Genomic DNA, 14,162 nt, shown 5'->3' with positions numbered 1-14,162 from the left:
ATGCCGAAGTATGGAATGCCAGGGGTCGATGCCGACCGCGGTAAGTCGCGCGTGGTCGGTGGGTCGGTGCTGCTGCTCATCGTGGTGGTGGTGCTGGCGGCTGTCGTCTATCGCAATACCGGCTCGCCGGACGGACTGCGCATCGCGTTGCGCACCGAGCAGATCGGCGACGGCATCAGCGAGGGCAGCGATGTCCGGCTGGACGGGGTGCGGGTCGGCAAGGTCGCGCGGGTCGCGCCGGACGCACTCGGCACCCAGCGAATCACCTTGCAGCTCGATGATTCCCGGCTGCACGGCATCGACGACAGCCTGAAGATCGACTATTCGCCCGCCAACCTGTTCGGCATCAGCGAGATCGAATTGCGCCGTGGGACAGGCGGTTCCCCGCTGCACAACGGTGCGCTGGTCGAGTTCACCGGCAAGCGGGCCGCCGATGTCTACGACGCCACCCTCGGCAGCGTGCTGCGCAGCCTGTCCCAGGTCGGCGCGAATGTGCTGACCCCGCAGATGGTCACGGCGCTCTCGCAGCTGTCCTCCGATTTCCGTGCCTTCACGCCGCTCATGCAGGCGCTGATCACGGTGGCGCGCAGCATCGCCGACAACCAGACGATGAAACCCTCGGAACTGGCAGGCAATCTCGGTCCCGCGTTCAGCGGTGCCTCCAAATTCGCCGCCTCCGGTGTCGAAGTGATCAACCGGCTCAACCACATCAACATCGTGCAGACCGACAAGCAGCACTTCGACTACGCCGTGCAGACGATGAACGAGGTCATTCTTCCTCAGGTGTCGAAGACGCTCGGTGTCACGGGCGGCTACCTCTCCGGCACCACCGACATGCTCGCGCCGACGCTGGTCATGTTGGCGCAGTTGGTTCCTCGGCCGCAGCAGTCGGCCGCCGAGCTGCGCGCACTGCTCGGAAATCTGCGGCGGGCGATGCCGGATACGCCGGACGGGCCGGTCCTCGATCTCGACGTGGATCTGCGTGGCGTGCCCGGTATCGCGGTGCCCCTGCTCGGTTCCCCCGCGACTCCAGGAGGTGCCCGATGACGGTACGTGGTGCGGCCTGGCGGCTCGCCCTGTTCGCCGCGGTCATGGTCGTGATCCTGTCGCTGGTGCTGACGGCGATCAAGCGCCCGGTCGGCGGTGACTCCGAGGCGCACGACGCGATCTTCACCGACGCGAACGGGCTGAAGGTCGGCGACGACGTGCGCATGTACGGCGTGCAGGTCGGCAAGGTCGAGGGCCTGTCGCTCGAGGGTGACAAGGCCAAGGTCAAGCTCACGGTCAAGACCGATACACCGATCTACGACAACTCCATGCTGGCCATCCGGTACCAGAGCCTCACCGGCCAGCGCTACATCGACCTGCAGCAGCAGCCGAAACCCGGTGTCCGGATCCCCGCGGACGCGCGCATCGACACGAAGATGACGGTGCCGTCCTTCGACGTGACGAGCCTGTTCAACGGCCTCAAGCCGGTGCTGGCCACCTTCTCACCCGAACAGGTGAACCAGTTCACCAAGAGCCTGCTCGCGGTGGTCGAGGGCGACAGCAGCGGCGTCGGCGCGGCATTGGACGCGATCGACCAGTTGAGCAAGTACGCCAGCAACCGGCAGGCGGTGATCGGCACGGTGGTGCGCAACATGTCCGAGCTCAACGAGAAGGTCGGCGGCAGGCAGCACTACCTGGTGCCGTTGCTGGCCAAGTACACCGACATCTACCAGTCGCTGGCCGAAAGTGTGCACGGGCTCGCCGATTTCGCGGATACCGGGCCAGGGGTGTTCGGTCCGCTCGACCGGCTGCTCGGCTCGCTCGGGATCACCAAGGACAGCGGACAGGACGTCAACGCACTGATTCGCACCGTCTTCCCGGATACCTCGCAGGCCGTCGAGCTGTTCAGCAAGCTGCCCGCGCTGATCACCGCGCTCGACAACGCGCTGCCGAGCACTCCTGCGAGTGTGAAACCGGTGTGCAGCAAGGGAAATGCCGAGGTGCCCATGCCGTTGCGGGTGCTGATCGCAGGACAGCAGGTGGCGATATGCCAAGCATGATCGGTCGCTGGTTCGGCGGTGAGAAGCCGGTGCTCGACGAGCCGTCGACGCAGCGCCGCGAGGTGCGGCTCGGCATCGCGGGCGCGGTGCTCGTGCTGATCGGCATCGTGGTGGCCGGTGTGCTGTACGCCGTGCCGATCGGCAAGACGACCTACACCGCCGAGCTGTCCGAGGCGCAGTCGGTGAAGGCGGGCGATGACGTGCGCCTGGCCGGCATCTCGGTCGGCAAGGTGAAATCGCTGGAGCTGAAGCCGGATCGGGTGGTCATGCGGTTCACCGTCGACTCCGATGTCTTCCTCGGCGAGGAGACGACGCTGGACATTCGCATGCTGACCGTGGTCGGCGGGCACTACGTCGCGGTCACCCCGGCGGGCAAGAAACCGTTGGGCAGCAAGGTGATTCCGCTCGATCGGGTGCGGTTGCCCTACAGCCTGGTGCAGACCTTCCAGGACGCGACCGCACCGCTCAGCAAGATCGACGGCAGCACCCTGCGGGAAAACCTTGCCGCGCTGGACAAGTCGGTCACCGCGGCGCCGCAGACGCTGCGCACCACGCTCGACACGGTCAGCAAGTTCGTCGACGCCATCGACCGGCAGCGGACCCAGGTGTCCAACGCCATCGCGGTGGCCGACGAGAACGTGAAGCTGTACGACAGCGCCAGGGGCGAGTTCCACCGGATGATCGACAACATCAACCTGCTGGAGACCGTGCTGATCGACAAGCGCGCAACGCTGCGCGAAGCGATCGCCGACCTCAAGAGTGTGTTGCAGCGCGCGACCTTCCTGGTGCCTGCCTGGGAATCTACGTTCAAGCCGATGGCGCAGCCGCTGGCCGACGCGGTGAACAAGCTGGAGGGGATGGCCGACCGGATCGAACCGCTCATCAACGCCACGAAGAGCCTCGGGCAGAAGATGCAGCAGTTCGCGCCCGACGGCGGTGTGACGGTGGACCAGTCCGGCCAGACGATCCAGGCGCCCGCCGGCGTGTGCATCCCGCTTCCCGGAAAGGCGTGCTGATGCTGAAACAGGTGCTCGGATCCCGGGCGTTCATGTCGATCGCCGGGGCCGTTGTCGTCGCCGCCGTCGCGGTGGCGGGCTATGTCATCGCCTTCGATCCATTGAAGCGGACCGAATCCTATTGCGCGATCATGCCTGACAGCATCGGGCTGTATCCGGGCAATCAGGTGACGATGCGCGGCCTGACCGTCGGCAGCGTCAGCAAGGTGCGCAATCAGGGTAAGGATGTTCGCGTCGACTTCGACGTAGACGCGAAATACCCTGTCTACGCCGATGCTTCGGCCACCACGGTCTCGGACACCGTGGTCGCCGACCGCAATCTCGCGGTGCTGGCCAGCGGTAAGAACTTGCAGCGCTGGGCGCCGGGCACCTGCATCACCAACACGGTGACGCCGAAGAGTCTCACCGAAACCCTCAACGCGCTCGGGCAGCTGTCCGAACAGCTCAACGGAGCCGAAGCGGGGCAGCAGAATTCGCTGTCCAAGGGCCTGGCCACGTTGGACGCGGCGTCCTCCGGCACCGGCCCGCAGATCAACGCGCTGATCCACAAGCTCGGCTCTGCGGTCTCCTCACCGGACGCCGACATCGCCCACCTGGCAGGCATTTTCGATTCGTTCGCCGCGGTGTCGAAGAAGGTCGCCCAGTACTGGCCCGACATCAAATCCATGATGACGCGGGTCGGACCGGTGCTCGATCAGTCCAGCGACGATCTGCTCCTGCCCGGCGTCGAACTGTTCGACGCGCTGCGCCAGGTGTTCCCCATGCTGAACGAGATCGTCACCATGTTCGGTAGCACGATCCTGCGTGGCTTGGACTTCACCGTGCCACTGATAAAGCTGTTGCGCGCCAATGTCGGATCGCTGCGCGACATCATCATGATGGTGCCGGGGCTCGTCGCCGGATTCCGCACCGTCACCGACCAGTCGACCAATGCGGCAGGCATCACCTATGCCCCGCCGCGGGTGCGGATCCCGGAACAGAACGCGGAACAGGTATGCGCGGCAGTGAATGCACTCGCACCGGGACGCTGCTCCGGCGCCGCGAACGGACTGGTCGACGTCGACATCGCACGGTTGGTGCTTGGAACGGCAGGTGCTCGATGAGCCGATACTTCTGGTCACGGCGTATTCCGTTGCGGCACATCGCGGTAGCGCTCGCGGTGACCGCCGGGCTCGCGGTCGGCGGCTGCGCGTTCGATCCGTCCTCGGTGCCGGTGCCAGGCACCACGGTGTCCGGCGACACCTATCGGATCCGGATCGAATTCGCCAACGTCCTGAATCTGCCCGCGAAGGCCAAGGTGGTCGCCAACGGCGCCCAGGTCGGCACGGTGAACAAGGTCACCGTGGTGCCTGCGGACAAGGCGCCCGCCGGCCGCGGCGGGTATGTCGTTGTCGACGCCGACATTTCGACCTCGGCGCGACTACCGAAGACCACCATCGCGGAACTGCGGCAGAACACGGTGCTCGGCGATATCCACCTCGCCTTGACCACCCCGCCCGACGGGTTCGGCTCGCTGCTCGGCTCGGGCGACACCATCCCGATGTCGCGGTCCAAGGCGCCGGTGCAGCTCGAGGACACGATGGCCGCGCTGGCCTTCTTCAACCAGGGCGGCGCGGTCGGCAACCTGCAGGACATCATCGGCCGGTTCAACTCGGTGTTGCCGCCGGAGCCGAAGGAGACCGCGCGTATCTCCGAGACGATGCGCTCCGACCTCATCGACCTGGCGGCCAACCAGGACAAGGTCACCCAGATGCTGGATGGCTTGGACGCCAACGTCTATGAGAACTACCGCCTCATGCCTCAGCTGGAGGAACTGCTCAGCGAGAAGTCGGTGCAGCGGGTCACCGATTCGGTGAGCTCCATTCACAACGTGACGAACATCTTCGCCCAGCTCGGTCCGCTCGGGCAGTCGTTGACCTGGCTCGCCCCGGTCCTCGGGGGCCTGGACGGCACGGTGAAGGCATTCGTGCCGCTGGCCACGGGTGGTCCGCTGGATCTGAGCAAGCCGACGAACTTGAAGCTGCTGGTGGAGTTCTTGCGGGACAAGGTGATTCCGTTCGCCGAACACGGACCGAAGGTGAATGTCACCAAGGTGCAGGTGGATTCGGTGTCTCAGCAAGACCAGATCGATCGGATCATCCAGATCTTGCGCATGATCGGAGTGGTGCGATGAAGTTGGGTTCGCTGGCCTCGCTCGGTGGGATCGCTGCCATCACCGTGCTCGGCGCGAGTTATCTGACCTTCGACGTGGTGCGCGCCGACCCGTTCGCCGAATACACCCATGCCTCCATGGTTTTGAAGGATTCGGGTGGGCTCGCCGTCGGCTCGCCGATCCTGCTCACCGGCATCCCGGTCGGCAAGGTCACCTCCGTGGACAGCACCATGAGTGGGGTCGAGGTCGGGTTCCGGGTGAACAACACCGACCGTCTGCCGACCAACAGCACGATCACCATCGAACAGTTGTCCGGGCTCGGTGAGCCGTATGTGCAGTTCAAGCCGATCGCGGACAACGGACCGTACCTGAAGGACGGTCAGCGGCTCGACACCTCGGAGGTGCTCTCGCCGCGGTCCATCCCCGAGGTCGCCCGGCTGTTCAGCAACACCCTGAATCAACTCGATCCCGTGGTGGTCGGCTCGTTGGTGAGCAACCTCGGCCAGTCGCTCGACGGCACCGCGCCGGTGATTCCCGGGCTGACGCGCGCGGGCGACCTGCTCGCCTCCACGATCATGTCGAGAGAGCCGCGGATCGCCGAACTGCTCCGCAGTTTCCAGTTCACCGCGGGCGATATGCAATGGACCGGCCCCGGCGCCGAGGCGGGTGCGCCCGCCCTGGTGCGGTTCGGCGAGTCGTTGAACGCGCTCGTCGAATCGGTCGGCAGGCTGACCAGCACCGGACGTAACCCGGAGGAGTATCTCGAACCCAACGGGACGGTGCCGTTCCTGCAGAAGCTGACCGAGTGGCTGAACAAGGTCGGCCCGGATCTGAAGGAGACGTTGCCGGTGCTGCAGCCGCTCCTGGAGGCCGTCAATTCGGTGGCGCCCAAGATCGATATCAGCGCGCTGATATCGCAGGCATTGGCATCGACCGACGACGATGCGGTCAAGGTGCGGGTCACCGTCAAATGATCAGCTAATTCATTTAGTGGCATTTACCTGCAAAAATACAATTCTCATAATTCAATACGCGACCCAGCAATGTTCGGGTAACGTGCCGGATAGCTCAGCATTCGTACCGGTTTTTCCTGTCAGCAGTGAAGGCGGTTTCGATGGTGACTCCCGACCGCGGTCGCGGATCCGACAACACCCGTGTGCTGGCCATCGCGGCCGTGCTCGCCGCCGCGCTGGCGCTGGTGGTCGCGATCGGGCTGCTGCTGCGCTCCGGCACCGACTCGGCGGACCCGAAATCGACACCATCGGCCACCGCGACCGCCACCTCACCCGGCGCGTCGCGCACCCTGCCGCCGACACTGCCCTCGCCTGCACCGACCCGGCTGAGTCCTGGGCCGCCGACACCGGTCGCACCGCCGCTGCCCGCCCGCAAGATCGGCGACGACTGCTCGGCGGGCGGCATCGTCGCGCAGTGGGATCTGCGTGGCGGGCAATGGATGTGCGTGCCGCAGGGGCAGGGTGGTGTCGAACATCAAGTCGGCGAGGACTGTTCGTCCGGCGGCGTTGTCGCGCAGTGGGATCTGCGTGGCGGACAGTGGATGTGCGTGCCGCAGGAGCAAGCGCGCGACGATCATCAGATCGGTGACGACTGCTCACACAACGGGATTGTCGCGCAGTGGTTGCTCGGTCCCGAAGGCCAGTGGCTCTGCGTACCGCGGGGGCAGGGCGGCGAGCCGGAACCCTTGCCCGCCGTGCCAGGCCCGCGGTAGCGCCGATCGAAAATCGATCGACACGGCTGAGATGCTCGAAGCCGTGACCCTTGTCCCCGAATTCTTCGCCACCCGTCTCGCGAAACAGGAGGGCGCGCCCGCCCGCGCCTGGCTCGATCGTCTGCCCGGCCTGGTCGCCGACTATCGCGATCGCTGGCAGCTCACCGTCGACGGACCCTCGATGCACGGCTACGGCGGGCTGGTGCTCCCGGTCCGGCGCGCCGACGGCAGCGGGGCCGTGCTGAAGCTGGCCTACCTGACGCCGGAAACCAAGGACGAGCCGGTCGCGTTGGCGGCCTGGCACGGCGACGGCGCGGTGTTGCTGCTCGAGAGCGACGCCGAGCACGGCGCCTTGCTGCTGGAGCGCTTGGACTCGGGACGATCACTGGAGACCGAGCCGATCGACGACGCGGTGCGGATCATCGCTGAACTGCTGCGCAGGCTGTCCATCCCTGCACCGCAAGGTATTTCGCGCAACCTGCGCACCGAATCGGCGGTGTGGGCGGAAGAACTGCGGAGAGACTGGGCGCGGCTCGGCGAGCCGTTCCCGCGCAAGCTGCTCGATGCCGCGGTCGAGGCGTGCACCCAGCTCGGCCCTACCTCCGCTCAGGTGCTGGCCAACGAGGACCTGCATTTCGAGAATGTCCTTGCCGGACAACGTGAACCATGGCTGGCCATCGATCCACAGCCGCTGGTGGGCGACCCGGAATTCACCACCCTGTCGCTGCTGTGGAACCGGCGCACCGAATCCACCCTCGACCACCGATTCGCCGCCGTCGTCGACCTCGCAGGCCTCGACCCGGACCGCGCCCGCGCGTGGACCATCGTCCAATGCGCCCGCAACTGGATATGGTTCGCCGAAGACGAGGACAGCGACGATCCTGGCTACCCCTCGGTGCAAGCGATCGCACCATGGGCATTGCGCTGACGGCACGAGATATCAACGCGTGCAAAGACTTTGCCAAACGGCACGCGTGTGTTTGTGTCGCCGACCGGCGAGATGTTCACGCGTGCGCGGTCTTTCCTCCATCGATGACTAGTTGAGCGCCCGTCATGTACGGGTGTTCAGGGGAGGCGAGGGTCAGCGCGAACGCCGCGATCTCGGCGGCGGTGGCGAGGCGGCCCAAGCCGGGAACATTGCTCCCTGCCCACTGTTTCATCAACGTCTGCCAGGCGGCGTCCGGGATGTTTTCCATGCCTGCGGCGCGACGCACCAACTCGGTGTCGGTGGTGCCGGGGACCAGCGCGTTGACCCGGATACCGTCGGCCGCATAGTCCAGCGCGGCCGACTGGACCAGCCCGACCAACCCGCGTTTGCTCGCGGTGTACGCGCCCCGGCCCCCGTCGGTGGCAAGCGCATTGCTCGACGAGGTGACCACGATGGTGCCGCCGCCGCTGCGGATCATTTCCGGCACTTCGTATTTCATCGCGAGGAAGGTGCCGCGCAAGTTGGTGTGCACGACCTGATCGAACTCCGCGCTGGAGTACTCGTGCAGCTTCTTCTGGATGGTGATGCCCGCGTTGTTGAACGCGACGTGCAGTCCGCCATAGGTTTTCACCGCCGTCTCGACGAAACCGCGCACCTGGTCTTCGATCAGCACATCCGCCTGGATGTAGGTCGCATCGCCGCCTGCCGCGCGAATCGCCCGCTCGACCTCGCGGCCTCGGTCGGCGCGCCGCCCGCAGAACGCGACCCGGCCGCCCTCGGCGGCGAACAACCGCGCGGCGGCCGCACCGATGCCCGAGGTGGCGCCGGTGATCAGCACGGTCTTGCCGTCGAACCGGCGCAGCGCGGTCGGCTCGTATCGGGGCGGATTCGAATTTGCACCCAGCGCAACGCCTGCGGCCGCGCCAACTGCGAGCCCGGAGGCGGCGGCCACCGTGCCGAGCAGGCGCCGACGGCTCGGTCGCGCCTGCGTCGGTTCATCGGGTTCAGTGGGCTTGTTGTCGGCGTCGAGCTGCTCGTTCGTCATGCCATTACCTTCGCGGCGCACGCGGTCCGGCGACTCCGCCCGCAGGCCCGGCTTCCGGCCGTAAGGAGGAGGCGCTCCTCCTACCGGAGGAACCGCGGGGGACAGGTCAGACGGCATGATGGGAGTGTGGTGAGCTCGGCCGGGGTGACCCGAGGTGTGCAGTGGTGGTTCGACGTGCGGTTTCTGCCGCTGCGGACGCTGCTGCTCGCGGTCACGGCGGCGGGGTATCTGCTCCTGCTCACCGACGCGCCGAGCCTGCGCGACTGGGCAATCGGGTTGCTCGCGGTGCTGGCGACCGCAGGTGGGCTGCGCTGGCCGTTCCTCACGTCGCTCGTGGTCAGCGGTGTGCTGCTGCTCGGCTTCGAAGTCGGCGACACCGGCCCGGTGGTGGCGAAGGTCGCGGCGGCGGTCGCGCTGATCGAGGTGTCGGCCCGCCGGTCGGGCTGGCAGCCGTGGCTCGCCGCTGGCGCGCTCGCCGGCGCCTACCTGCTGCATCCGAGCGGGGAGATGGCCGCCAACGGGTATCGGGCGCTGGTCATGGCCGGCGCGCCGCTGCTGGTCGGTGCTCTGCTGCGGACTGCGCGCGAGAGCGCCGAGCACGCGCGACAGCAAGCACAGGAGATTACGCAGCGCCGCGACGCCGAGGTGGCCGCGGCGCGCGCCGTCGAACGCACCGCCATCGCACGGGAATTGCACGACCTGATCGCCCATCACGTGTCATCGACCGTGCTTCGTGTCGGCGTCGCCAGGCATGCCATGCCCGATGCGCCTGCGGGCGCGCTCGAAGTCCTCGACGATATCCACGCAAGCGGCAAGGAGACCCTCACCGATCTGCGCAGGCTGGTGGCGATTCTGCGCGACCCCGCGATGACCGATGATCCGTTCATCGCGCCCGCCGATCTGCCCGACGCGCTCACCGCGGTCGTGACGCGGGCCGGGCAGTCAGGGGTCACCGTGACCACCGCACTGGCCGAGGGCATCACCGAAGTCGATGCGGTGCTTGCCCTTACGATGCTGCGGCTCACCCAGGAGGGCGTTGCCAACATCGTGCAGCACGCTGGTCCTGGCACGACTGCTCGGCTGAGCATCACGATGCAGGACGACGTACTGCATTTCCTGTTGTGCGACAACGGTTCTCGTGTGCGCTCGGAGCCCGTGCCCGCCGCTGCCGGTCACGGGCTCGGGCTGATCGGCTTGCGCGAGCGGGTGGAACTGCTCGGCGGCGAGTTCACCGCCTCCTGCGTCGGCACGGAATGGCAACTGGCGGCACGCCTTCCGGTCGGCAGGCAGGCATTGCCAACCGCCACCCCGCACGAAATCGCTACGCGATGATCCGCGTACTCCTCGTCGACGACCAGCACCTGGTCCGGGCCGGCCTGCGCATGCTCTGCGAAACCGATGCCACGCTCGAGGTGGTCGGCGAGGCGAGCACCGGCGCCGAGGGCGTTCGCCTCGCCGAGCAGTTGTGCCCCGATGTCGTGCTGATGGATCTGCGCATGCCCGGCATGGACGGAATCCGGGCCACAGCAACAATTCTCGCCGCCAGGCCGCAGACGAGGGTGCTCGCACTGACCACCTTCGACGACGACGATCACCTCTACCCGGCGCTTGCGGCAGGCGCCTGCGGCTTCCTGGTCAAGGACGCCTCACCCGCCGACCTACTGCGCGGCATCCACCGCGCCGCCGAGGGCGACCGCCCGTTCTCACCAGAGGTACTACGCCGAGTGGTCGACACCGCCCTGAGCGCACGCGCAACCCCGGTCGACCACCCGCCCCTACCGGGCCTGACCGCGCGCGAGGCCCAAGTGCTCGCCCTCGTCGCCGACGGACTCGCCAACGCCGAAATCGCCACCCGCCTGCACCTAGGCATCACCACAGTCAAAACCCACGTCACCAACCTGATGGCAAAGACCGGCACCACCAACCGCGTCCAACTGGCCGTCCTCGGCGCCCGTCGGCAGTGATGCCGGTGAATGCACGTCAGTGTGGGTGTTGCGCAGCGTATTTCGCGCGTTCGATGGCGCGGCGGCGGGCGCGGTCGGGGTTTTCCAGGTCGGCGGGCAGGCCGTGCTTGACCAAGCGGTGTGCGCGGTTCATCGGCATGAATGCGGTGGTGTAGAACAGGGCGAGCAGGGCGGCGAGGAGCACCATCGAACCGCGCAGCCACAGTTCGCCGGGGAAGAGCAGGAAGGCCGCGAACAGTGGGGTGAACGGGAGCATGCCACGCACGAGATGCCTTGTGACGGCGTGCTTTCCGGTGAGGTCGTGGCGGACCCATGCGATCATCGAATCGGGTAGGCGGCGTCCGAAGGCGTAGCCGATCCACTGGATCGGGTTGGGCCGTCGCTGGTCTCGGGGCATGCGCGGACTCCTCGCGGTGGTGCGAACGGGGTTAACTGAGCACGGAACGCCGTGCGGCCTTGTTGACGCGGGTGAGGACATCGCGGAGTTCTTCGAGATCGGCCAGCGTGACGCCGAGGCGGTCCACCACGGCCGGCGGGATCTGCTCGGCCTGCTGACGCATCGCGGCGCCGACCGCGGTCAGCTTCACCACGAGGTTCCGCTCGTCGCGGCTGTCGCGTTCCCTGGTGATCAACCCGGCGCTCTCCAGCCGCTTGAGCAGCGGCGAGAGCGTCGGTGAGTCCAGCTGAATGGCCTCGGCGATCGCCTTGACCGACATCGGCGCCGCACCCCAGAGCGCGAGCATCACCAGATACTGCGGGTGGGTGAGTCCGAGCGGTTCCAGCAGCGGCCGATACACGGCGAGCACCGAGCGATTGGCCACCGCAAGCGCGAAGCAGACCTGCCGGTCGAGCCGCAGCGGATCGTCGATCTCCATCTGTCCTCCTGTCGTGCCGGTCTATAGGTTAACGCACAAACAGTTAACGCACGAAGTATGTGGGCGACATCTCGTCCGAGAAGCGTGGCTCGCGCGCGGGTTCTCGTTACGTTGAGACGCATGCACCAGAACGCGGCCCGCCCACGCATCCACGAACTCGATGCCGTGCGTGGATTCGCCCTGTGCGGAATTCTGGTCGTCAACATCTGGCAGCTCACCGACATGGCCACGGTGAAAGCGCCAGGGGAGCTGGTTCCGCTGCGGCACCTGCTCTCGGTGCTGTTCGAAGGCCGGTTCTTCCCGATCTTCTCGTTCCTGTTCGGGCTGAGCTTCGCGCTGTTCCTCGACAGCGCCGCGTTGCGCACCGACCGGCCGCGGCTGGTGCTGGCGCGTCGACTGGTCGCGCTCGGTCTGCTCGGGTTGGCGCACCATCAGTTCCAACCCGGCGAGGCGTTATTGCCTTACGCCATAGTCGGATTGGTGATCCTGCTGCCTGCCGCGAGTTTGCCGCGTTGGGCGATCCTGATCGCAGGCCTGGTGGGCACGGTCGGTGTCGCGGTCTGGCTCGGCGGCGGATTCGGGCTGATCCCAGGACTTTTCCTGCTCGGCCTTGCCGCCGCGCGCTTCGGCATCGCCGACACCCTCGACGAACGTGGCTGGCAACTCGCGGTGCTGTTCGCGCTGGCACTGCCCGCCGCGGTGTTCGCAGGGATGTGGCAGTACCGAACGCCCTACCTGGACCTGCTTGCCACGTGTGCGCCCGCGGTCGCAGGCCTGCTCGGCGCACTCGCCTATCTGACCGGACTCTTGCTGGTGCTACGCACCGAAACCGGCGCGGTGCTGGCCGAGGTGCTCGCGCCGATGGGCCGAATGGCGTTGACCAACTACGTGTCCGCGACGGCGTTGATCCTGCTCGCCGCACCGCACCTCGGACTGGCCGGTTCCGCCAACTACGGTCTGCTGCTCGGCCTGGCCGCGGCGATCATCATCGTGCAGGCGTTCGTCAGCTGGGGCTGGTTGAAGGTTTTCCGCTACGGTCCGCTCGAATGGGTCTGGCGCTGCGTCACCTGGTGGGAACTGGTGCCTGCCCGGCGCGAACCGGAGCCGAGCCGCCGCTGGTGAAAGCGGTTGGCGGACAACATTTCACCCCAGCTTCACCGGTAATGTCTGCGGCCCGCGATGACGAAATCCGGAGCGCCAGGAGATGTCTCGTTCGGGAACCATGAGCGTGGTGTCCGGCCAGCGGGTGAAGAGGTGGTCGACCACGGCCGCAGTCAGTGCGCGCACCAGTGCATTGCCGAGGCATGCGCGCACACCGAGTCCCAGGCCGAGCTGAGCATGCGGAGCTCGGGTCAGGTCCAACTCATCCGGGCTGTCGAAGACTTCCGGGTCGTGATTGGCCGATGCGAGACACAACAGGATCGTTTGCCCGGCCTCGATCGTCTGGTCGCCGATGGTCAGCTCCGTGGTCGCGAACCTGTGGCCCGCGAGGATCGGTGGCGACAGGTAGCGCAGCAATTCGTCTACCGCTGAATGCTTCTCGTTCGTGCTGTGCAAAACGCGCCGCTGATCCGGTCGCCCGATCAAGGTCAGCACCGATCCGGCGATCAGGTCGACGAGCACCTCGTACCAGACGAACAGGAGGTAGAACAGCAGACCGGCCAGCTCATCCGTGCGTGGCAACCCGGTGTCGTCGTGTGCGGCGACCAGTCTGCCGAGCATCGTGTCGGCACGCTCTGCCCGCGCCTGTTCCGTAGCCGCAGTGACGATCCCGAACATCGTGGCGAGGGTGTCTCTGGCACGCAGGGGAGTGGCCGACGGCAGCAGTGTCGAATTCGCCCAGTCGGCTAACCTTTCGCGCTCGGTCGTGCCCAAGCCCAGCAGTTCGCCGAGCATCGCGACGGGCAGCGGGACCGCCAAGCGCTCGACGAGATCGATCTCGGCGCCCGAATCCAGTTCATGCAGTAGGGAATCGACCAGCTCAGGCGCCAGGTCGGTCCACTCGGCCAGTCGTCGCGGCGAGAGCTCGCCGGTCACCATCCTGCGCAGCCGAGCATGGTCGGCGGGCTCTGCGACAAGCACGGCATCCAAGGGTGGCGGAACACCGAAGCCCTGATACTCCCCGGCACTCGCCAAGTGCGGGTTGGTCGACAACCGATCGTCGAGCAGCCCCGCCCGCACATCCGCGTACCTGGTCACCAACCACGCGGGCGGCCCATCCGGCGTCCGAACCCGATGCACCCCACCCTCGGCCCGCAGCCGCGCCAGCACCGGCCACGGATCGGCCGCGAACCCACCACCGAATATCTCCGTCACCCGCCCATCATCTCTCAGGCCGACCGCCGCCGACCCGGGGTGAGACATAACACATTGAATGTCTCGACTGAGACATCATAATGAGAGTGTCT

15 protein-coding genes are annotated in these 14,162 nt (G+C 66.7%); 11 read left to right on the top strand and 4 right to left on the bottom strand.

From position 1 onward, the window contains the following. The 8 genes from ACGFNJ_RS15490 to ACGFNJ_RS15455 all read left to right on the top strand — a co-directional run bounded on the left by ACGFNJ_RS15490 (position 1) and on the right by ACGFNJ_RS15455 (position 7,870). Positions 1–1,047 carry an MlaD family protein gene (locus ACGFNJ_RS15490; protein ID WP_393447657.1) on the top strand — a complete coding sequence of 349 codons (1,047 nt, stop codon included), beginning with the start codon at positions 1–3 and terminating at the stop codon, positions 1,045–1,047. Beyond that, complete coding sequence (locus ACGFNJ_RS15485; protein ID WP_393447655.1) at positions 1,044–2,048, top strand: MlaD family protein; 1,005 nt, start codon at positions 1,044–1,046, stop codon at positions 2,046–2,048. The genes ACGFNJ_RS15490 and ACGFNJ_RS15485 overlap by 4 nt, the downstream gene beginning before the upstream one ends. Further along, a complete protein-coding gene (locus ACGFNJ_RS15480; RefSeq protein WP_393447653.1) occupies positions 2,036–3,064 on the top strand; it encodes an MCE family protein in 1,029 nt (342 codons plus the stop codon). Before ACGFNJ_RS15485 ends, ACGFNJ_RS15480 begins: the two co-directional genes overlap by 13 nt. Further along, positions 3,064–4,167, top strand: coding sequence for an MlaD family protein (locus tag ACGFNJ_RS15475; protein WP_393447651.1), 1,104 nt, complete (start codon positions 3,064–3,066; stop codon positions 4,165–4,167). The genes ACGFNJ_RS15480 and ACGFNJ_RS15475 overlap by 1 nt, the downstream gene beginning before the upstream one ends. Continuing rightward, positions 4,164–5,237 carry an MlaD family protein gene (locus ACGFNJ_RS15470; protein WP_393447649.1) on the top strand — a complete coding sequence of 358 codons (1,074 nt, stop codon included), beginning with the start codon at positions 4,164–4,166 and terminating at the stop codon, positions 5,235–5,237. Before ACGFNJ_RS15475 ends, ACGFNJ_RS15470 begins: the two co-directional genes overlap by 4 nt. Further along, on the top strand, positions 5,234–6,190 hold the full coding sequence (locus tag ACGFNJ_RS15465; RefSeq protein ID WP_393447647.1) for an MlaD family protein: 957 nt from the start codon (positions 5,234–5,236) through the stop codon (positions 6,188–6,190). The genes ACGFNJ_RS15470 and ACGFNJ_RS15465 overlap by 4 nt, the downstream gene beginning before the upstream one ends. 140 nt (positions 6,191–6,330) lie before the next feature. Beyond that, positions 6,331–6,942: a hypothetical protein gene (locus tag ACGFNJ_RS15460; protein WP_393447645.1), complete on the top strand. Its 612-nt coding sequence runs from the start codon at positions 6,331–6,333 to the stop codon at positions 6,940–6,942. A gap of 43 nt (positions 6,943–6,985) precedes the next feature. Further along, positions 6,986–7,870, top strand: a complete 885-nt coding sequence (locus ACGFNJ_RS15455) for an aminoglycoside phosphotransferase family protein (protein WP_393447643.1) — start codon at positions 6,986–6,988, stop codon at positions 7,868–7,870. Between the two features lie 76 nt (positions 7,871–7,946). Here the strand turns inward: ACGFNJ_RS15455 and ACGFNJ_RS15450 are convergent, their stop codons facing one another. Beyond that, entirely contained in the window at positions 7,947–8,915 is a 969-nt protein-coding gene (locus ACGFNJ_RS15450; protein WP_393447641.1) for an SDR family NAD(P)-dependent oxidoreductase, read from the bottom strand. 126 nt (positions 8,916–9,041) lie between these two features. Here ACGFNJ_RS15450 and ACGFNJ_RS15445 point away from each other — a divergent pair, with 126 nt between their 5' ends. Next, positions 9,042–10,247: a sensor histidine kinase gene (locus tag ACGFNJ_RS15445; RefSeq protein ID WP_393447639.1), complete on the top strand. Its 1,206-nt coding sequence runs from the start codon at positions 9,042–9,044 to the stop codon at positions 10,245–10,247. Further along, positions 10,244–10,879, top strand: a complete 636-nt coding sequence (locus ACGFNJ_RS15440) for a response regulator (protein WP_393447637.1) — start codon at positions 10,244–10,246, stop codon at positions 10,877–10,879. Before ACGFNJ_RS15445 ends, ACGFNJ_RS15440 begins: the two co-directional genes overlap by 4 nt. Positions 10,880–10,895: 16 nt before the next feature. On the opposite strand, the gene ACGFNJ_RS15435 is transcribed toward ACGFNJ_RS15440, so the two are convergent. Continuing rightward, positions 10,896–11,276, bottom strand: coding sequence for a DUF5313 family protein (locus tag ACGFNJ_RS15435; protein ID WP_393447635.1), 381 nt, complete (start codon positions 11,274–11,276; stop codon positions 10,896–10,898). Between the two features lie 31 nt (positions 11,277–11,307). Then, entirely contained in the window at positions 11,308–11,754 is a 447-nt protein-coding gene (locus ACGFNJ_RS15430; RefSeq protein WP_393447633.1) for a MarR family winged helix-turn-helix transcriptional regulator, read from the bottom strand. Between the two features lie 120 nt (positions 11,755–11,874). On the opposite strand from ACGFNJ_RS15430, the gene ACGFNJ_RS15425 reads away from it, so the two are divergent. Then, a complete protein-coding gene (locus ACGFNJ_RS15425; protein WP_393447631.1) occupies positions 11,875–12,876 on the top strand; it encodes a DUF418 domain-containing protein in 1,002 nt (333 codons plus the stop codon). Positions 12,877–12,897: 21 nt separating this feature from the next. Here ACGFNJ_RS15425 and ACGFNJ_RS15420 read toward each other — a convergent pair whose 3' ends face one another. Next, positions 12,898–14,070: a cytochrome P450 gene (locus ACGFNJ_RS15420; RefSeq protein WP_393447629.1), complete on the bottom strand. Its 1,173-nt coding sequence runs from the start codon at positions 14,068–14,070 to the stop codon at positions 12,898–12,900. Positions 14,071–14,162: the final 92 nt, after the last annotated feature.

It is taken from the genome of Nocardia sp. NPDC049149 (assembly GCF_043197455.1).
GTDB lineage: Bacteria > Actinomycetota > Actinomycetes > Mycobacteriales > Mycobacteriaceae > Nocardia.
The sequence above is the reverse complement of the archived record's forward strand: the minus strand, read 5'-3'. Positions and strand labels throughout refer to the sequence as shown.